The organism is uncultured Deefgea sp., assembly GCF_947072475.1.
GTDB lineage: Bacteria > Pseudomonadota > Gammaproteobacteria > Burkholderiales > Chitinibacteraceae > Deefgea.
Window position 1 is genome coordinate 1 of record NZ_CAMTIA010000033.1, and the last position, 18228, is coordinate 18228.

An 18228-nucleotide genomic window follows, 5' to 3' on the forward strand; every position below is an offset into this window, starting at 1 on the left:
TTGTGCAGCAGAAGCTACAGAAGCGCCAGAAGCTTTTTTAGCTTGTGCTTTTTGTACAGTCGATGCTTTTTGTGCAGTAGAAGCTTTCTTAGCGTGTTTTTCAACTTTCACTTCTTTTACTGCAGAAGCAGAAGAAGCTGGCGCAGCAGCGATAGCAACAGTAGAAGACAAAACAGCAGCTGCAATGATAGCGAGGAATTTGTTCATTTTGATCATCTCTTAAAATTGGGGTTAGCTGGATTTGTATCGCAGCTTTGACGGAACGGATTATGCGTTGGGCGTACCAAAGAGAGAAGTGGACCTTGGTTGCGTCTTGTAACTGAAAGTACGTAGTTAAGTTACATAACTTGCAATTCACTTACAGATCAAACCGTAAAGCACAAGGCCACGCCAAAATAATCCGCGCCCCGCCCGCTGGCGCACTCTCAATGCTCACCTGCCCACCATGACCGCGCAAAATCATCGCCACAATCGCCAAGCCCAAACCAAAACCACCGGTGGCTTTATTACGGCTGCCTTCCATTCGCGTAAAGGGTTGCAATAAACGACTGCGTTGTTCCTCTGGAATCCCCTCGCCATTATCATCAATCAGCAATTGCGCCATGCCGTCATGCCATTTGAGCGTCATCAAAATGGTATCGCCCCCATAGCGGCGGGCATTACTTAAAACATTACTCACCGCACGGCCAAAGTAATAACTATCTATTTCCAGATGTGGATCAATCAGATCAATTTGATTCACAACCACTGGCGCTTTGCCACTCAAGCTAAACTCGGCGGCGATTTTACCTAGCCAAGGCAACATCGCTTGCGGCTGGATATTCATCTGCATTTGCGGGCTATCCAAGCTCGACATCGTTAGCCACTCTTCGATCAAGGCGTCAATCTGACCTAAATCGCGCTCTAATGCGGCCACTTGCGGGCCACTGTCGGCACCGGATTTAATCGCCTCTAAGCGATAACGCATCCGCGCTAAAGGCGTGCGTAAATCATGCGATACCGCATCAATCATGGCGCGCCGCGAAGTCGTTAGCTGCTCAACGTCTTGCGCCATACTATTAAAGGTCACGCCCAAAGAAGCCAAGGCCGAACTTTCGTCGAGTTTGACTCGGGCAGCAAAATCCCCTTGCCCTACGCGGCGGCTTTGTTGAACGATTTGCAATAGATCACGCCAAAATGGCCGCAGCCAGAGCCAGGTTGGCAAACCCAGCGCCGCCCCCATCATCAATAAGGCTAAGAAATCGAGCCAAGAAATATTATCCAAATCGGTCAAAAATGGAATCGGCCCCAACACCACCATTTGATCGGTTTTGTGAATCCGATGAATATAAAGCCCTTTATCGAGCAATAAAATAATATCGCCCTTTTCTAAAGACTTTTGATTCTCGACGCTTAAGCTGTATTCGCCGAGCTTTTCAATTTGCACCGGCACCGGCAATTTACCGCGCAAACGCGATGCTTCGTCATGCCATAAAGACGGCGGCAAATCACCAAGTTCTTCTTCAATAATCGACACCGTCGATTTAAAAATATCGGTGAGGTAACGCTGATTAGTGCGCTCGATGAGCTGCTTATAAATGCCGCCAATGAGTAAAGACGTGGCTAAAAAACACACGACAACGGTCAAATAAAATCGCAAAAAAACTTGGCGCATGAAAAATCCGAGGGGCGAAATATTAGAATATGGCTAGAACAACCTCACCACAGAGGCACAGAGACGCAGAGGAAAAACACAAGACATCTTTGAACAAAATCAGTTTTGGTTTCGCTACAGCACCCAATCTAATGGTTTTCTCTGTGTCTCTGTGACTCTGTGGTAAATCGTTTTTTTACCCTCGTATTTAGAATAAACATGAGGGTATATGATTACTCGTCTTGCCAAATGTCACTCGCAAACAAATACCCTTTGTTTCGGATGGTTTTGATTTTGCGGGGGTCAATCGGATCATCGTCGAGTTTTTTACGTAAGCGCGAAATCGCCACATCCATACTGCGATCAAGGCCATCGTATTCAATACCGCGCAGTTTTTTCAGCAAATGATCACGGCTTAAAATCTCGCCGGCGTGGCTGGCCAATTCCCACAGCAAATCAAAATCGCTGCTCGACAAACCCATTTGCTCGCCGCGATACACCGCACTGCGATTGCGGGCATCAATTTGTAAACGACCAAAGTTAAGCCGTGACTGATCTTGCACCGGCACCGCCGCCAGCAAACTACCACTACCGGCGTGGCGTAAATGAGAACGAATCCGCGCCAATAGCACTGAAGGCGGCGTGGTTTTAACCACGTAATCGGTCGCGCCGATTTCAAAGCCCAAAATCTGATTCATATCGCTATTGAGCGAGGTGAGCAGCACAATCGGCCCAGTATAAAATTCACGCAGTTCGCGGCAAATGGTCAAACCATCTTTGCCGGGCAACATAATATCGAGCAAAATCAAATCAGGGGGATTGGCTTTCACATTGTCATTCACCCCTAAACCATCGCCGAGTACTTCGACGGTAAACTCAAACGAGCGCAAAAAACCGCCAATCAATTCGGCCAATTCAGCGTCGTCTTCAACAAATAATACTCGGGTACTCATGGTTTATCCTTTGTCTTACCTTGGGCAGTCATGCCCGAATCACTGCATCCCGAATCACAGAATCAATCGCCACGCGTAGCGCAGCCAGATCGAAACAATCGCAATGCAAAATATGCCGTTCCAGCCGTCCATTGCGGCGCACATCACAGCCAGCCCAATCAACACCAATCAATTCACAACCCTCGGGCTGCTGGGTGCTCTGAATGAGTGCAGCTTCATCGGCCAAACTCAGCTGGGCTGCAGTCTGCCACTCTTCCCCTGCTATCCAGCCCATTTTGCCAAATCCGGCGATATAGCGCGCTCGGCGCGGCCATAAACGCCACACCGAAAAATCAGCCATCGCCAAATAGCTGGCTAATTGCGGATTTTGCCGCGCCAAGCGCGCTACCAGCAATGGATCATCCGGCACCGGCTGTAAATCACCCAAAATCGTCAACCGAGCACCCGATAATGTGGCGCTTGGCTCATGAACTAAAAAGCTGACTTTTTCATCCAATAACACATTCTGCGTGTGCTCAGCCAAACGGCTTATTACTAGCACAATGCGTCCAGCCTCATCCAATATAAACGGCAACCATGAGGCATGCGGATAACCGGGCAGCACCAGCGATTGCGTCGCCAATACGCCATGCTGAGTTTGCCGCAATAAGGCCAGTGCCGATGAAAACAAGGCCGATGATTGGGTCATAATGAGGTATGCGCTCGATGGAGGTTCATCGGCGATGATTTTATACTAAAAAAAGCCGCAATTTAAAAAGCAGCGGCAATCGATGCCAATAAACCTCAAAAAAACAAAAGGGTATTGAACGCTAGGCTTATTAAAATAAGGCCTAGCGTTCAATACCCTTTGCTATTTTAAATGCAGTGCATCGTAATCCAGTGGATCAATTGCCAAATTCTTTGTTTTAAGACAATTTAATCAACGTCGATTTCAACTCGGTGTATTTTTCTAATGCGTGTAGCGATTTATCGCGGCCATTGCCCGATTGCTTATAGCCACCAAAAGGCAGATTCATATCCCCCCCTTCGTCGTAGCAATTAATCCATACGGTGCCAGCGCGTAATTGTTTAGCCATGCTGTGCGCGGTATTTAAGTCGCGAGTCCACACCGCAGCCGCCAAACCGTATTCACTATCATTGGCAATGGCAATGGCTTCAGCTGGCGTATCAAACACGATCACCGTACACACTGGGCCAAAGATTTCTTCGCGCGCAATGCGCGCTGATGCGCTGGCTTTAAAAATAGCCGGGGTAATAAACCAGCCCGTTGCCACTTGCACCGCTTCGCCACCGCCCAACCATTCGGCCTCTTGCTTAGCGATATCAATCCAAGCCAACACTTTTTGGTATTGAATCTCATCAACGATGGCACCCATTCTGGTTGCCGGATCGAGTGGATTGGCTGGCGCGTAATCCTTAGCGGCGGCTTGCAAGGCCGCCATAAATTCAGGGTAAATCGCCTTTTGCACCAAAACACGCGAACCAGCGGAGCACATTTCGCCTTGGTTATAAAAAATCCCACCCGCTGCAGCCGCGGCGGCAGCCCCCACATCGGCGCAATCGGCCAAAATAATATTCGGCGATTTGCCACCCAACTCAAGCCAAACGCGTTTTAAATTACTCTGTGCTGCCGCCTGCATAATCGCTTTGCCCACCGCGGTTGAGCCGGTAAAGGTAATGCAATCGACGTCGAGATGCTCAGCCAATAAGCGCCCGGTTTCGGCCGCGCCCGGTAGCACTTGCAACACACCATCGGGCAGTCCTGCTGTTTTGGCTAAAGCGGCAATATAAATTGCTGTTAATGGCGATTTTTCGGATGGTTTTAAAATCACCGAATTGCCCATAGCCAAGGCGGGGGCGATTTTCCAGCTACTCATCAACAGTGGAAAATTCCAAGGCACCACCGCAGCCACTACGCCCACTGGCTCTCGGGTCACCATACCCAGCATATTGCCCGCCACGGGCACCACTTCACCGCCGACTTTATCAATTGCCTCGGCAAACCACTGAATGCAATACGCGCTACCCGCAATATCCACCGCCAAAGCGTCCGAAATCGGCTTGCCGGTGTCGAGGGTTTCTAGCAGCGCCAACTCATCGGCGTGCTCGCGAATCAAAGCGGCTAAACGCAGCAAAATACTTTTGCGCGCAGCTGGGGCTAAGCCTGCCCAACGCTGATCATTAAACGCTGCGCGTGCCGCACGCACCGCCGTATTCACTTCAATGTCCGCGCACCGGCTCACTGCGGTCAAAACCTGCCGCGTTGCTGGATTAATACAAGCAAAGGTGTTCGCGGTTTGGCAATACGCACCATCAATAAAAGCGCGCCCTTCAAACTGCAACTGCGCGGCGAGTGCCGACCAATCTTGCTGAGTTTTTGCCATGATTTTCTCTTATAAAGTGGCTTTATCAATGCGGCGCATATTGCGCGATTGAGTATCGAGCAACGCGGCCGAGTGAATTCGATTAACTGGCATCGATCTCGATCCAATACCGTATTCATCTGCCGGGTCAAACCCAAACGAGCTGACTTTTAGCATACACCATGACCAGAAACTGTTGACGCGGGTTTTCTAGCGCGCTGACGCTAACGCGATTAGTGCCCTACTAGCCCCTCAACCCCAAAGTCGCTTTGTCAATAAATCGTCAGCAGAGTTAAGAAACCAACCTTGGAAAAGGCAATTACCTAGCTACACTCTAAGTAAGCTCGTTAAAAATAATCATCGCCATTGCGCGCCAAGGTGAATCAGATGTTGATCGGCATACCGAAAGAAATTAAAAATCACGAATATCGGGTTGGACTTACTCCCAGTGGGGTGAAAGAACTCGTCAAACACGGCCATCAAGTGTTAATCCAGCAATACGCAGGCGACGCGGTGGGTTTTACCGCGCACCATTACATCGGCGCCGGTGCGCAGATTGTCGATTCGGCGCAAGAAATTTATCAACGCGCCGAGATGATTATCAAAGTCAAAGAGCCACAAGCCAGCGAAATTGCCCAACTGCGGCCCGGGCAGATCCTGTTTACTTATCTGCACTTAGCTGCCGATCCCGAACAAACCCAAGGCTTGCTGGCCAGCGAATGCATTGCCATTGCCTATGAAACCGTCACCGATGCACGCGGGGGCTTGCCATTATTAGCGCCGATGTCCGAGGTCGCTGGGCGAATGTCGATTCAAGCTGGCGCGCACTGCTTAGAAAAAACCCAAGGCGGCTCAGGGATTTTGCTCAGCGGCGTACCCGGCGTCGCGCCAGCCAATGTGATCGTGTTAGGCGGCGGTGTGGTCGGTATCAATGCCGCCAGAATGGCGCTGGGTTTAGGCGCCAACGTGTCGCTGTTTGATGTGTCTTTAGCGCGACTTAAAGAGCTAGACGCTCAATTTGGTCCGCAACTGACCACGCTGTTTTCGACCACCGACGCCATCGAAGTGGCGCTCGCCAGCGCCGATTTAGTCATTGGCGCGGTACTCATCCCCGGCGCTGCAGCGCCAAAATTAATCTCGCGGCAAATGCTCAAGTTGATGAAACCGGGCTCGGTGTTAGTCGACGTGGCGATTGATCAAGGCGGCTGCTTTGAAACCTCTCACGCCACCACGCATGAGTCGCCAACGTATGTGGTCGACAATGTGATTCATTATTGCGTCGCCAATATGCCCGGCGGCGTGGCGCGGACCGCCACCTTGGCGCTGACCAATGCCACCTTACCGTTTGCGCTGGCTTTGGCCAATCAAGGTTGGCAACGCGCCTTGCAAAATGATGCGCATTTACGCAATGGCCTCAATATCTGCCATGGCAAGCTCACTTATGCGGCGGTGGCGCGGGATTTAGCGCTCGATTACACCCCGAGTGAACACCTCTTAGCCACATTGATTTAAATATAAAGAGATCGTTATGGGTCTACCCATCATTGGTATTGTTTGCTGTCGTTGGCGCTTAGAAAGTGGCCATTTTTATCATCTAGCCGGAGAAAAATACCTCGCCGCCATTGCCGGAACCGGTGGCTTACCGCTGTTGATTCCCGCCTTAGGCGCTCGTGATCATGCGCAAATTTTAGCGCTGGTCGACGGGCTGCTGTTTACCGGTAGTAATAGCAATATTGAACCCGAACATTATGGCGGTACGCCCTTAGCCGATGACTTTAATGACGCAGCGCGCGACGCCACCACCCTACCCTTTATTCGCGCCGCGATTGCGGCCCACATCCCGATTTTGGGCTTATGCCGTGGGGCGCAAGAAATCAATGTCGCTTTCGGTGGCAGCCTGCATCAACAAATTCAAACGCTGGATCACATGCTCGATCACCGCGAACCTAAAGGTGATATCGACGCTATGTATGGTGCTGCTCACCCCATCGAGCTGGTGCCTGACGGCTTACTCCACCGCCTATATGGACAGCCACAGGCAATGGTCAACTCGCTGCATCAACAAGGCGTCAAACAATTAGGCCACGGCTTAGTCGCTGAGGCGATTGCCCCCGACGGCTTAATCGAAGCGTTTCGCTTGGCCGACGCGCCAAGCTTTAATCTGGCCGTGCAGTGGCATCCAGAATGGCAATACGCCGACAACCCGCTATCGATGGCGATCTTTAACGCTTTTGCTGCTGCCTGTCAGGCGCATTACCAACATAAACATTTCGCTTAAGCGGGTAAGACAATCCGCCCTCACCCAAGCGCAGCACTTTTGTTTGAAGGAATGATGATGAGCTTAATTAGCGAATGGCTGCGCGAGCGGCGAATCACCGAAGTGGAATGCGTAACCCCAGATTTTACGGGCATTGCCCGTGGCAAAATCGTTCCGCGCGAGAAGTTTAACGAAGACGACGGCATGCGCTTGCCGCAAGTGGTGCTGGTGCAAACGGTGACCGGTGAATACGCCGAGGGCATCACCCCCAGTACCGATCCCGATATGGTGCTGATTCCCGACCCCAATACCATTCGCCTCGTGCCTTGGGCCAAAGACCCGGTGGCGCAAGTGATTCATGATTGTTTTCATTTTGACGGCACCCCCGTTGAGCTATCGCCCCGCTATGTGTTGCGGCGGGTATTAAAGCTCTACGAAGATCGCGGCTGGGAGCCGGTGGTTGCCCCCGAAATGGAATTTTATTTGGTCGATATTAATCGCGACCCAGACCTGCCATTGCAACCGCCGCTAGGGCGAACTGGACGGCCCGAAACCGGACGCAAAGCGTATTCGATTGATGCGGTGAATGAATATGATGATTTATTTGAAGACGTGTATGACTATTGCGATGCCCAAGGATTACAAATCGACACCTTGATTCATGAAGTCGGCGCTTGCCAAATGGAGATCAATTTCTTGCATGGCAACGCCTTAGAACTCGCCGATCAGATTTTCTTATTTAAACGTACGGTGCGCGAAGCGGCGATTCGCCATCAAATGTATGCCACCTTTATGGCCAAACCGATGGAGCACGAGCCCGGCTCGGCCATGCATATTCATATGAGTGTGGTGGATAAAACCAGCGGTAAAAATATTTACTCCAATGACGACGGGCAACCGAGCACGGTGTTTTATCAATCGATCGCTGGCATGCAAAAATACTTTCCGGCAGTGATTTCACTGTTTGCGCCGTTTGTGAACAGCTATCGCCGGCTCACTCGCTATTACGCCGCCCCAATCAATGTGCAATGGGGTTTTGATAACCGCACTTGCGGCATTCGTATTCCGTATTCCACCCCTGCAGCACGGCGAATTGAAAATCGCGTTCCCGGGGTCGATTGCAATCCCTACTTGGCTTTGGCCGCTACTTTGGCCTGCGCTTATTTGGGCATTGTCGAAGCGCTCGAACCGACCGAGCCACTCACTGGCGACGCGTACAGCCTGCCGTTTGCCTTTGCCAGAGAGCTCGAAGGCGCGATTAACCAATTGGCAGAATGCGCGCCGATTGCCGAGGTACTGGGTGAAAAATTCATTACCGCGTATTGTGCCGTCAAACAATCGGAATATATCGAGTACGCCAAAGTGATCAGCCCGTGGGAGCGTAAGCACTTGCTATTGCATGTTTGATGCTGTTTTGCCAACGGATACCCTATGAGTCAAATCAAGCACGCCGCCTCGTATTACGCCGCCAGCGCCCACCCACAACCGGCAAGGCCTGAGCTCAATCGCGATTTAGACGTCGATATCTGCATTATTGGTGCCGGATTTACAGGATTATCGGCCGGTCTGTTTTTAGCAGAAGCGGGTTATAACGTGGTTATTTTGGAGCAGGCACAAATCGCTTGGGGAGCTTCGGGGCGCAATGGCGGGCAAATTGTGAATTCGTATTCGCGCGATATGGATGTGATTGAACGGCAATATGGCAAAGCCAGTGCCGACGCTTTGGGCGCGATGGCGTTTACTGGCAATCAAATTATTCGCCAAAGAATCGCCCACTATCAAATCGATTGCGACCTTAAAAATGGTGGCCTGTTTGCGGCGCTTAGCAACAAACAACTGGGGCATCTGGCTGCACAAAAGGCACTCTGGGAGCGCTACGGCCATACCCAGCTAGAAATGCTAGACCAAGCGGCCATTGGCCAAGCCGTTGCCAGTGAGCGCTATGTTGGCGGATTAGTTGACCATAGTGCCGGGCATATCCATCCGCTCAATCTGGCGCTCGGTGAAGCCGCGGCTTTTGAATCCTTGGGCGGACAAATTTTTGAGCAATCGGCGGTAACGCAAATTCAACGCGGCACCCGCCCGGTGGTGCAAACGGCGCAGGGCTCGGTACGTTGCCAGTTTGTGATTGTCGCTTGCAATGCCTATTTGGGTGATTTAATCCCAGAGCTCGCCGCCAAAACCATGCCTTGTGGCAGCCAAGTCGTCGCCACCGAGCCACTGGGCGCACTGGCTGAAGAACTGATTCCCAGCAATTATTGCGTCGAAGATTGTAATTTTTTGCTCGATTATTATCGCTTAAGTGCCGATCGGCGCTTAATTTATGGCGGTGGCGTGACCTATGGTGCACGCGACTTAGCGCATATTGAAGCGGTGATTGTGCCGAATTTACGCCGAACGTTTCCTCAGCTCAGCCATATTCAAATCGACTATGCGTGGACTGGGAATTTCTCATTAACACTATCGCGCTTACCGCAAATGGGCCGACTGGGCAGCAATCTGTATTACTCACAAGGCTGCAGCGGCCACGGCGTGACTTATACGCATTTGGCAGGGCGCTTATTGGCGCAAGCCATACAAGGGCATAACAGCCAATTTGATGCTTTTGCCAAACTGCCGCACCACCCTTTTCCCGGCGGGCGCTTATTGCGCATACCGCTCACCGCATTGGGCGCTTGGTATTACGCCCTACGCGATCAATTCGGTATTTAAATCGCCCAAAAAGCTTTAAACGCTCAAAAATAATAAATAAATCACAAAATAGAGCGTTTAAGGATAAAATATGAGCTTTGCTGAACCAGCAATCTTTAAGATGCTGCGTATGATGGCTTCTCAACAACACGGAGAGCAATCATGAAACTCATTAGCACCGCTTTATTTATGGCCTTTAGTCTGCACACTGCCTTTGCCGCTGAGTTCCAACTCAGCAGCCAAGACATCCAAGCCAATACGCCAATGACTCAAAAACAAGAATTCAATAGTTTTGGCTGCAGTGGCAGCAATATTTCACCGCAACTGAGCTGGAAAAACGCCCCAGCCGGCACCAAAAGCTTTGCCGTCACCGTGTTTGATCCAGACGCACCAACGGGTAGCGGCTGGTGGCATTGGAATGTAGTGAATATTCCGGCCAAAGTGCAATCGATTGCCAGCGGCGCAGTGCCTGCCGGCGCACTTGAAACCCGCACCGACTTTGGCCAACCCGGTTATGGCGGCGCTTGCCCTCCTCCTGGCGATAAAGCGCATCGCTATATTTATACCGTTTGGGCTTTAGATACTGAAAAACTCCCAGTCGATGCCAATGCCAGCGGTGCCTTAGTCGGCTTTATGCTTAACCAACATCAACTGGCTAAAGCACAACTCACTGCCACCTATCAGCGCAGCAAATAATCCACGCGGCAAACTGCCGCCAGCACATAAGAGCCAGCGGCAATGCCTGCATTACAAACTAAACAAATCAAATTGAGCCAAATCCAAGCCAAATCAACGCAATCTTTGCGCCAAATTTGCTGCTTGCAGCCCATGCTGATGCGCGTGCGCCAAGGTGAAAAACACCTCTTTATTGGCGAGAAGCATTTCATTGCCCGTGAGGGCGATTTGGTCATTGCACCCGCCGGGCTAGAAGTGACGCTGCGTAATCAAGCCGATCATTCTGGCTATGCCTGTGATGTGGTATTGCTCGACCCGCAGCTGATTGCGAGCTGTCGGCAGCAATACCCCGAAGTTTTGCGGGCGGCACTGCTGCTGCCTGCGCAGCTTTGCGTCAAGCTTGATCCATGGGTCGCCATGCAATGGGATCAGTTATTTCAAGCCAGCGACGCAGAACCAACTCCTTTATTACATCATCGCGCCATCGGCTTACTGCTCGCTCTAGCTATGGCGGGGCAAGGACAAGCGATTTTTATCGATAAAGGCGATTCAATTAGCCAGCGTGTGCAGCAATTATTATTGCTCGACACCAGCAAGCCGTGGACGGTTGAGCAAATGGCGCAGCAATTACATTTAGGCGCGTCGACATTGCGCCGACAATTAATGCAAGAAGGCAGTTCATTTCGGCGTTTACTCGAACAAGTGCGCTTAAATACCGCCTTAGGCATGATACAAAGCACCTCACACAGCATCGGCAATATCGCCCAGCAATGTGGTTATGCCTCGGCCTCCCGTTTTAGCAGCCGTTTTAGCCAACAATTTGGCGTCAAACCGCTGCAACTCCGAGCCACCGTTGCCTCAGGTGCTGCACTGGCTGCCCGCAATTAAAATTATGTATTCTGGCAATTTGCTATTGATGCTGTGCCGCGCTCGTCGAGCTGGGGCTTAAAATCCCGTCCAAGCGCACCGAGTGCGAAAGGGAGACAAACGGTTTTATCGTTTGGCTCACGACAATCGAGGCGACGCCAAAGCTTAGCGGCTTTGCCGCTTAGCGACGCGGGGTGCAGGGCTCACAGCGGAGCTGTGCGCGCCCGGGGCGCCTTTCTTTCCCCCTCTTTCTTTGGCGAGTCAAAGAAAGAGGGGGTCGCCACTGACTGCGACTGTAAATAGCCGTGCCGCAGGCACTTAAAACCATCAACTCGTCATCTAAACATCGCCACTAAAAAAGAGCCAATTTAAGGCAACCAACTCACTCGTTTACTCATTTTGCGGGGGATTTGAATTTTCCAATAATGGGCCTGCGCTCGGCTAAATATCAAATGCCCAGGGCTACTTTGTTGCACAGGCAACACCTGCCGAGGCTGTTGCAACAGCGCGCGCGCCATTGTTCCGGCCGCTGCGCCATGCTCAAACCCGGATAACACCATCCCGCCAGCAGCGCCCTGCCGACTAATGGCCACATCCCAAAAGCTAAAAATCGGCACCGGGCTGTGCGCGCGCGTCCACGACATCACCTCATCGGCGTCCACATGCTGGCCATCGGCCCCAATTAAGGCCTGATAAGTGCCCAATACAATGGCATCGTATTGCAAATTGGCATTCATCACTTTATTTTTCCAAATCGAATAATGATTCACCAACACCACATCAATATCATTGTGCTTTAAACGTTGAATATCGGCCTGTAAAAAAGATGCGCTCCGATCTTGATCTAATAACACTAAAATATTTTTTGCTTGCGGTAATAACTCACGAATTAAATTAAAGTTTTGCTGATACAAAGGGCGCTCAATCACCCCAGTGATGCTTGCGGGTAATTTACCGCCAAAATACTGTGCCGGATCGGCATTGACCCCTAAAAAGACCACGGGCATTTTCATTCTGGCCAATCTAGGCCCCAATAAAGCCAAGGCGGCATCATCACCCAAAACCACTAAATCAGGCTTTTTTTGCTGAATTTCATAAAAAGCCAAATCAGCTTGTTCCAGATGCGCGCTGGTGGGTAAACGCTTAGTATCTAAAGCAATAAAATCCAGCTCAGCGACGCCATCTAATTTACTGCGTAAACCATTTAAATACGCTTTATCCCAAGCATTTTCTGGATGATAACTCTCCACCACAATCACTAAGGGATAAGCCATCACGGAGGACGCCAGAAAAAACAGCAGCAACGCCAAATAACGTAAATAGGACATTAATCCGTCCACTCGACGATTAAATCATCAGCAATACATTCTAATTGACGATGCACTTGGTCTAAATCAACGTCCAACGGCGCAGATAAGATTAATTGCGCATGAAACATCATTTCGCCCGACATCGCGGCACTCGATAACCAGGTATCTAGTTTTTCAATATTCACCGCAAACCGCGCCAAAATCGTCGCTACATCTTTAACAATCCCAACGCGATCATGGCCAACTAAACTTAAGGCTACACTTTGCAACATCAGCGCCGTCTCTTCGCGCTCAATATCCAATACCCCACGAATATCTAAACCGGCGATTTGCTGCAAAGCCAATAACACCTCTTCACCGGCACCAGTGACTGCAATTTTAATAATTCCCGAAAACTGCCCGGCTAAACGAGAAAAAGAAGACTCAAGCCAATTGCCATTTTTAGCTGCAATCGTCGCCGACAATTGCTCAACCAATCCCGATCGATCTGGGCCAATCACTGAAACAATCAATACATTATTCATGATCTACCTTTGCCAAATCACCATAGAGACTTAGCTTAGCCGATTTCTAAAGCCAAACTAACAATTACCCGAATTACGCAGCGAAATTCCCACAACAAACGAAATGAGGCGCACTACGGCCAGCATACGGATGCGTATGTGACGGCGCAGCATTCACCTTACCCAAGCAGCAACCAATAAAAATGCCTGATTTAAAATTATTTCATTCACGGCATTCAATCCTTATTTTTAATCCGTCATCACCAATAGCAATCGGACCATCACGCAGTCAATGCATGGCGCTAATACCCATTGATAAATGCAGTAATTAGCAATCCATAACGATGAAATCCACATTTAAATCACCAATAATCTAGCGCCACTTAAATTGACGCGTCGCCGCTTTAGCGTTAGCATCGCCCCTCCTCGCGGGAGAGAAAGGCATCTGCCTTCGCCGAAGACGCAAGCTCCCAGAATCGCTCAGGCCCATGTACCGCAGGAATTTTGATTCAGCCAATTGGAGAGCGGTTGCTTAGCGCAACCCACCGAAGGGGCAAGTGGCACCCGCCACGCAACTCTCAGGTAAAAGGACAAAGGGAGAGGCTATTCCAAGACTTGGAATTCACACTAGGAGCCCGCCTTGTCCGCAATCTATCCGCACCAACCCAACCAAGCCCCAAGCAATACACCGCGAGCTCGCCCATGCTCACTTTGATCTATTTACTGGCCATTTCGGCCGAAGCCATGACCGGCGCCTTGGCCGCAGGCCGGCGCAATATGGATATTTTTGGCGTATCGGTCATCGCTTTTTTAACTGCCTTAGGCGGCGGCACGGTGCGCGATATTTTGCTCGGCCGCTACCCCATCGCATGGACGCAGCATCCTGAATACGTGGCTTTAGTGATCGCCAGCGGCATCGCCGCCGTTTTGATTAGCCGCCATATGAAACGCCTCAATCGGCTATTTATGTTCCTCGACGCCCTTGGCCTTATCGCCTTTACCATCATCGGCTGCGACGTGGCTTTGGCCATGAACTACCACCCGCTAATCGTTTTATTATCTGGCATGATTACGGGTATTGCCGGCGGCATCTTGCGCGATATGCTCTGCAATCGAGTACCCATCGTTTTTTTACGCGAGCTCTACGCCAGCGTCTCGATGCTGGTCGGCTTACTGTATATCGGCCTATTCACGCTCAAGATCGACCACGACCTCAACGTCGCCGCCTGCTTCGCCCTTGGTCTACTACTAAGACTCACCGCCCTCAAACGCGGCTGGCGACTCCCGGCATTTAATTATCGACACGATATGCATTGATCTCATTCGATCAAAATCAAAAAGGCCGCAAAGCATTGTTTGCGGCCTTTTTGATTTTGGGTACATCAATATCGTAGGGCGGCTTAGCCGAAGGCGTAAGCCGCCAATTTGATGCCAACATCACACATCCCTACCGTAGCGCCGATAAAGCATCGCGAAATCGGCGTCATCGCCGCGTTATCCCAGTCGATTAATCACAATCAATTCATACGTGCGATTACGCTGCGCTAATCGCACCTACAGTTCTGCAACTCACTGGTTTATTTTGCTTGCTTGCCTCACGAGGCCGGCAGTTTCAAATATGTGCTTAACAAAAACTTCACCTTGCCGTATCTAAACTGAAAGAATGTAAGCTTATGCTCTCCTCAATTTTTACGAGGTGAATGCAATGAAAATTCGTGCTTCTGTTCAAGCGGTACTGGCAATTTGCGCCATGCCGCTGTTTTTAAGCGCTTGTGGAGGCGGCTCGCTCACGGATCCGACGCTGACAACACCAGCCGCAACAACAACGCCTGCTTCTGCAACACCGACTCCCATACCGGTGGTTAATACGGCGCCGATTGAAGTTAAAATGCTGGCGATTAATGATTTTCACGGCAATCTAAAACCTGGTGGCACGGTAACGATTCCCGACCCTGCCGATGCAACTAAATCCATCAAGGTCGCCGCAGGTGGTAGCGAATATCTGGCAACATGGTTAAAAACGCTGAAAGCCAAAAACCCGAATAATATTATTGTTTCCGCTGGCGATTTAATTGGCGCTAGCCCGCTGCTATCGGCGCTGTTTCACGACGAACCAACGATTGAAGCCATGAATGAAATGGGTCTGGAGCTCAACGCGGTTGGCAATCATGAATTTGACGAAGGCAGTACCGAGCTATTGCGGATGCAAAGCGGCGGTTGCCATCCAAGCGATGGTTGCAAAGCGGGAACGACATTTGGCGGTGCAAAGTTTAAATTTTTAGCGGCGAATGTCGTTGATAGCAAAACGGGCAAAACACTGTTTCCCGAGTATCAAGTCAAAGAATTTAGCGGCGTTAAAGTCGCATTTATTGGCATGACGCTCAAAAACACACCGGGCATTGTGACGCCATCAGGCGTGGCAGGCTTAACGTTCAAAGATGAAGCCGACACCGTCAATGCACTGGTGCCTAAGCTTAAAACACAAGGCATCGAGGCCATTGTGGTGTTGGTGCACGAAGGTGGTACCCAGCTTGGCGGTTTGAACGAATGCAAAGGCGTATCGGGCGCGATTGTCGACATCGTGAAACGCCTTGATCCGGCGGTTGATGCCATCGTTTCTGGCCACACGCATCAAGCGTATAACTGCCAAATTAATGGCAAATTGGTCACCAGCGCCAATCAATATGGCCGAGTTATTTCTGAGATCGATCTGACATTAGATCCTAAAACTCGCGATGTGATTAAATCATCGGCGAAAAACATCGTCGTGACGAATGATGTCGCTAAAGACGCTGTACAAACTGCAATCATCACCAAATACGATGCGCTGGTTACACCACTGGAAAATCGCATTGTGGGTACGATTGCCGGTTCTTTGCTGAAAGCCACCAATCCCGCCGGTGAAAGCACACTGGGCGATGTGATTGCCGATTCGCAATTGGCCGCCACCACACCCGCCAACATGGGCGCAGCGCAAATTGCGTTTATGAATCCGGGCGGCGTGCGTGCTGATTTAGTACCGGTTGCCTCGCAAGTGACTTATGGCCAGCTCTTTACCGTGCAACCGTTTGGCAATACTTTGGTATCGATGACGCTCAATGGTGCGCAAATCAAGGAACTACTCGAACAGCAATTTATGGGCTACAGCAATAATCAGCCATTTAACCGTATTTTGCTGGTCTCCAATGGTTTTAGTTACAGCTGGGATTCAACGCTGGCGGCGGGGCAAAAAGTCGATGCAGCCAGCATCAAGCTCAATGGCGTGGCGATTTCCAGTGTGCTCAATTACCGAGTGACGGTGAACAATTATCTTGCGTCCGGCGGCGACGGTTTTACCGTGCTCACCAAAGGCACGAATATCCTTGGTGGTGCGCAAGATGTTGATGCGTTCGAAGCGTATATCAAAGCCAATCCTAACCTTGCCGTGCCTGCACTCAATCGCGTGGTGAAAATTAAGTAATCCAACTTAATTCGTTAACAGCCGCCCAGATTTTGGGCGGCTTTTTTTATGCGAAGTCGTGAAAGCATCTAACTTAATGAATCGTCAGCACAGGGCATTGTGGCTAGAAGGCTGATTTCAGCTTTCTAGCCGAAACGGCAGATGCGTGCTCATTTCCAATTGGTATTGCTCGGTGGCGGCGGCTTCGCGGGCGATGAATTGGGCGACACTGTGGCGCATGCGGGGGTTGGCGATCCAATAGCTGCCCCAAGTCATCACTGGTTCAAAGCCGCGCGTTAGCTTGTGTTCGCCTTGTGCACCAGGCTCAAAAGTTCGCAGTCCATGTTCAATCGCATAGGCGATGCCTCGGTAATAGCACAGCTCAAAATGCAGGCCGGGGCATTCAATATCCGCACCCCAATGGCGGCCAAACAGTGTCGTGTCGCTGCGATAGCAAATCGCCGACGCGACCAGATCATCGCCTTGGTAGGCAACAAACACCACCATTGCACGGCCAATTTGCGCGGCGAGTTGCTGGAAAAATTCGAGTGAAAATGCCGGATGATTGCCATAGCGGCGGAAGGTGTCGGCATATTGCCGATAAATGGCTTGCCAGCTCGCCGCGTCGATTTCGTCACCATGCAAAGTCGCTAAACGTAAACCCGCATCACTGACATAACGGCGTTCGCGCTTGAGTTTTTTGCGCTTCATCGCGGTGAACGTCGCCAAAAAATCGTCAAAATCGGCGTAATTTCGATTTTGCCAATGAAATTGCACGCCGCCACGCAGCAACATCCCCGCATTTTCCAGCGCGGCGCGATCGCTCTCTTGCACAAACAAGCATTGCCATGACGAGGCTTTGAGCTCTTGCGCGACATGAATCGCTGCTGCAATTAGCTCATCTCTCGTGGATTCAGGCTCGCCTTGCGCCAAGACACAGCGCGGCCCCGGCGATGGTGTAAATGGAATTGCCGACACCAATTTGGGATAGTAGGCCAGCCCTGCGGATTGCCAAGCTTGATCCCATTGCCAATCGCGCGAAAAATCACCAAAGGAATGCTGGCGCAAATACAGTGGCAAAAAAGCGCGCGGTGATTCGTCTGCCGCTTGCAGCACGACATGCACAGGCTGCCACGCTAAATCAGCGCTGGCCGCGCCAGTGCTTTCGGCAAGCCCCAAGAATTCTCGACTCAAAAATGGATCATTGCCGCGTGCCAACTGCGCCCATTGTGCGGGGCTGAGATCGTTGGCGGTATTGAGTAGGCCAATACGGGTCATGACATCACTTGCCAGATTGAATAGAGAATGATGCTAGCACAATGGATTGCCCCGTTCGTTTGGATTTGGCAGTCATACCTGTTATTTGTACTATCGGGTTTGATTTGCTTGGATGTGGGCAGGTACTTTGGCGACCCTTTTGCCATTGGCGGCGATTGGCTTGATGGTGGCTAAACCGTTTTGATGTATTGGGGCTAACCTGCGACGGCGTACTGCGCTTCGCTTCGAGTACGCCCTACTTGCTCGGAGCGATACAAGG

General features: G+C 50.8%; 17 protein-coding genes and 2 riboswitches. Of the genes, 8 read left to right on the top strand and 9 right to left on the bottom strand.

Going from position 1 to position 18228, the window contains the following annotated elements; genetic code table 11:
• The 6 genes from Q0V82_RS10995 to Q0V82_RS11020 all read right to left on the bottom strand — a co-directional run.
• A partial coding sequence (locus tag Q0V82_RS10995; RefSeq protein ID WP_297575689.1) for a hypothetical protein occupies nucleotides 1–207 on the bottom strand: 207 nt, incomplete at its 3' end.
• 151 nt (nucleotides 208–358) lie between these two features.
• A complete protein-coding gene (locus Q0V82_RS11000) occupies nucleotides 359–1654 on the bottom strand; it encodes an ATP-binding protein (protein ID WP_297575691.1) in 1296 nt (431 codons plus the stop codon).
• A 212-nt stretch (nucleotides 1655–1866) separates the two neighbouring features.
• Nucleotides 1867–2586, bottom strand: coding sequence for a two-component system response regulator RstA (rstA, locus tag Q0V82_RS11005; protein WP_173533046.1), 720 nt, complete (start codon nucleotides 2584–2586; stop codon nucleotides 1867–1869).
• Between the two features lie 28 nt (nucleotides 2587–2614).
• Nucleotides 2615–3274, bottom strand: coding sequence for a HugZ family protein (locus tag Q0V82_RS11010; RefSeq protein WP_297575693.1), 660 nt, complete (start codon nucleotides 3272–3274; stop codon nucleotides 2615–2617).
• A gap of 217 nt (nucleotides 3275–3491) precedes the next feature.
• On the bottom strand, nucleotides 3492–4970 hold the full coding sequence (locus Q0V82_RS11015; RefSeq protein ID WP_297575695.1) for an aldehyde dehydrogenase family protein: 1479 nt from the start codon (nucleotides 4968–4970) through the stop codon (nucleotides 3492–3494).
• Between the two features lie 9 nt (nucleotides 4971–4979).
• Complete coding sequence (locus Q0V82_RS11020; protein WP_297575697.1) at nucleotides 4980–5126, bottom strand: hypothetical protein; 147 nt, start codon at nucleotides 5124–5126, stop codon at nucleotides 4980–4982.
• Between the two features lie 210 nt (nucleotides 5127–5336).
• On the opposite strand from Q0V82_RS11020, the gene ald reads away from it, so the two are divergent.
• The 6 genes from ald (at nucleotide 5337) to Q0V82_RS11050 (ending at nucleotide 11460) form a co-directional block, all read left to right on the top strand.
• Nucleotides 5337–6461 carry an alanine dehydrogenase gene (ald, locus tag Q0V82_RS11025; RefSeq protein ID WP_297575699.1) on the top strand — a complete coding sequence of 375 codons (1125 nt, stop codon included), beginning with the start codon at nucleotides 5337–5339 and terminating at the stop codon, nucleotides 6459–6461.
• Nucleotides 6462–6477: 16 nt separating this feature from the next.
• Entirely contained in the window at nucleotides 6478–7227 is a 750-nt protein-coding gene (locus Q0V82_RS11030) for a gamma-glutamyl-gamma-aminobutyrate hydrolase family protein (protein ID WP_297575701.1), read from the top strand.
• Nucleotides 7228–7284: 57 nt separating this feature from the next.
• A complete protein-coding gene (locus Q0V82_RS11035) occupies nucleotides 7285–8613 on the top strand; it encodes a glutamine synthetase family protein (protein WP_297575703.1) in 1329 nt (442 codons plus the stop codon).
• 24 nt (nucleotides 8614–8637) lie between these two features.
• Nucleotides 8638–9918, top strand: a complete 1281-nt coding sequence (locus Q0V82_RS11040) for an FAD-binding oxidoreductase (protein WP_297575705.1) — start codon at nucleotides 8638–8640, stop codon at nucleotides 9916–9918.
• A 141-nt stretch (nucleotides 9919–10059) separates the two neighbouring features.
• Nucleotides 10060–10593 carry a YbhB/YbcL family Raf kinase inhibitor-like protein gene (locus Q0V82_RS11045; protein ID WP_297575707.1) on the top strand — a complete coding sequence of 178 codons (534 nt, stop codon included), beginning with the start codon at nucleotides 10060–10062 and terminating at the stop codon, nucleotides 10591–10593.
• A gap of 42 nt (nucleotides 10594–10635) precedes the next feature.
• Nucleotides 10636–11460 (top strand): helix-turn-helix transcriptional regulator, encoded by an 825-nt coding sequence (locus Q0V82_RS11050; protein ID WP_297575709.1) that lies wholly within the window; start codon nucleotides 10636–10638, stop codon nucleotides 11458–11460.
• Nucleotides 11461–11807: 347 nt separating this feature from the next.
• Here the strand turns inward: Q0V82_RS11050 and Q0V82_RS11055 are convergent, their stop codons facing one another.
• Together Q0V82_RS11055 and Q0V82_RS11060 are read right to left on the bottom strand one after the other, a co-directional pair.
• Nucleotides 11808–12767, bottom strand: a complete 960-nt coding sequence (locus tag Q0V82_RS11055; RefSeq protein ID WP_297575711.1) for an ABC transporter substrate-binding protein — start codon at nucleotides 12765–12767, stop codon at nucleotides 11808–11810.
• Complete coding sequence (locus Q0V82_RS11060) at nucleotides 12767–13273, bottom strand: glycine cleavage system protein R (protein ID WP_297575713.1); 507 nt, start codon at nucleotides 13271–13273, stop codon at nucleotides 12767–12769. Before Q0V82_RS11060 ends, Q0V82_RS11055 begins: the two co-directional genes overlap by 1 nt.
• Nucleotides 13274–13671: 398 nt before the next feature.
• Nucleotides 13672–13758: riboswitch (glycine riboswitch) on the top strand.
• A gap of 1 nt (nucleotide 13759) precedes the next feature.
• A riboswitch (glycine riboswitch) is annotated at nucleotides 13760–13856 on the top strand.
• Nucleotides 13857–13954: 98 nt separating this feature from the next.
• On the opposite strand from Q0V82_RS11060, the gene Q0V82_RS11065 reads away from it, so the two are divergent.
• Together Q0V82_RS11065 and Q0V82_RS11070 are read left to right on the top strand one after the other, a co-directional pair.
• Nucleotides 13955–14569 carry a trimeric intracellular cation channel family protein gene (locus Q0V82_RS11065; RefSeq protein ID WP_173533035.1) on the top strand — a complete coding sequence of 205 codons (615 nt, stop codon included), beginning with the start codon at nucleotides 13955–13957 and terminating at the stop codon, nucleotides 14567–14569.
• Nucleotides 14570–14957: 388 nt separating this feature from the next.
• Nucleotides 14958–16712, top strand: coding sequence for a bifunctional UDP-sugar hydrolase/5'-nucleotidase (locus Q0V82_RS11070; RefSeq protein ID WP_297575716.1), 1755 nt, complete (start codon nucleotides 14958–14960; stop codon nucleotides 16710–16712).
• A gap of 117 nt (nucleotides 16713–16829) precedes the next feature.
• Here the strand turns inward: Q0V82_RS11070 and Q0V82_RS11075 are convergent, their stop codons facing one another.
• Nucleotides 16830–17969, bottom strand: coding sequence for a GNAT family N-acetyltransferase (locus tag Q0V82_RS11075; protein WP_297575718.1), 1140 nt, complete (start codon nucleotides 17967–17969; stop codon nucleotides 16830–16832).
• Nucleotides 17970–18228: the final 259 nt, after the last annotated feature.

Bases quoted from the DNA above. Each gene is read 5' to 3' on its own strand.
- Q0V82_RS11040 (WP_297575705.1), top strand. From the start codon at position 8,638: ATGAGTCAAATCAAGCACGCCGCCTCGTATTACGCCGCCAGCGCCCAC.
- Q0V82_RS11000 (WP_297575691.1), bottom strand. From the start codon at position 1,654: ATGCGCCAAGTTTTTTTGCGATTTTATTTGACCGTTGTCGTGTGTTTT.
- Q0V82_RS11045 (WP_297575707.1), top strand. From the start codon at position 10,060: ATGAAACTCATTAGCACCGCTTTATTTATGGCCTTTAGTCTGCACACT.
- Q0V82_RS11035 (WP_297575703.1), top strand. From the start codon at position 7,285: ATGAGCTTAATTAGCGAATGGCTGCGCGAGCGGCGAATCACCGAAGTG.
- ald (WP_297575699.1), top strand. From the start codon at position 5,337: ATGTTGATCGGCATACCGAAAGAAATTAAAAATCACGAATATCGGGTT.
- Q0V82_RS11020 (WP_297575697.1), bottom strand. From the start codon at position 5,126: ATGCTAAAAGTCAGCTCGTTTGGGTTTGACCCGGCAGATGAATACGGT.
- Q0V82_RS11070 (WP_297575716.1), top strand. From the start codon at position 14,958: ATGAAAATTCGTGCTTCTGTTCAAGCGGTACTGGCAATTTGCGCCATG.
- Q0V82_RS11030 (WP_297575701.1), top strand. From the start codon at position 6,478: ATGGGTCTACCCATCATTGGTATTGTTTGCTGTCGTTGGCGCTTAGAA.
- Q0V82_RS11055 (WP_297575711.1), bottom strand. From the start codon at position 12,767: ATGTCCTATTTACGTTATTTGGCGTTGCTGCTGTTTTTTCTGGCGTCC.
- Q0V82_RS11050 (WP_297575709.1), top strand. From the start codon at position 10,636: ATGCCTGCATTACAAACTAAACAAATCAAATTGAGCCAAATCCAAGCC.
- Q0V82_RS11075 (WP_297575718.1), bottom strand. From the start codon at position 17,969: ATGACCCGTATTGGCCTACTCAATACCGCCAACGATCTCAGCCCCGCA.
- Q0V82_RS11060 (WP_297575713.1), bottom strand. From the start codon at position 13,273: ATGAATAATGTATTGATTGTTTCAGTGATTGGCCCAGATCGATCGGGA.
- rstA (WP_173533046.1), bottom strand. From the start codon at position 2,586: ATGAGTACCCGAGTATTATTTGTTGAAGACGACGCTGAATTGGCCGAA.
- Q0V82_RS11010 (WP_297575693.1), bottom strand. From the start codon at position 3,274: ATGACCCAATCATCGGCCTTGTTTTCATCGGCACTGGCCTTATTGCGG.
- Q0V82_RS11015 (WP_297575695.1), bottom strand. From the start codon at position 4,970: ATGGCAAAAACTCAGCAAGATTGGTCGGCACTCGCCGCGCAGTTGCAG.
- Q0V82_RS11065 (WP_173533035.1), top strand. From the start codon at position 13,955: ATGCTCACTTTGATCTATTTACTGGCCATTTCGGCCGAAGCCATGACC.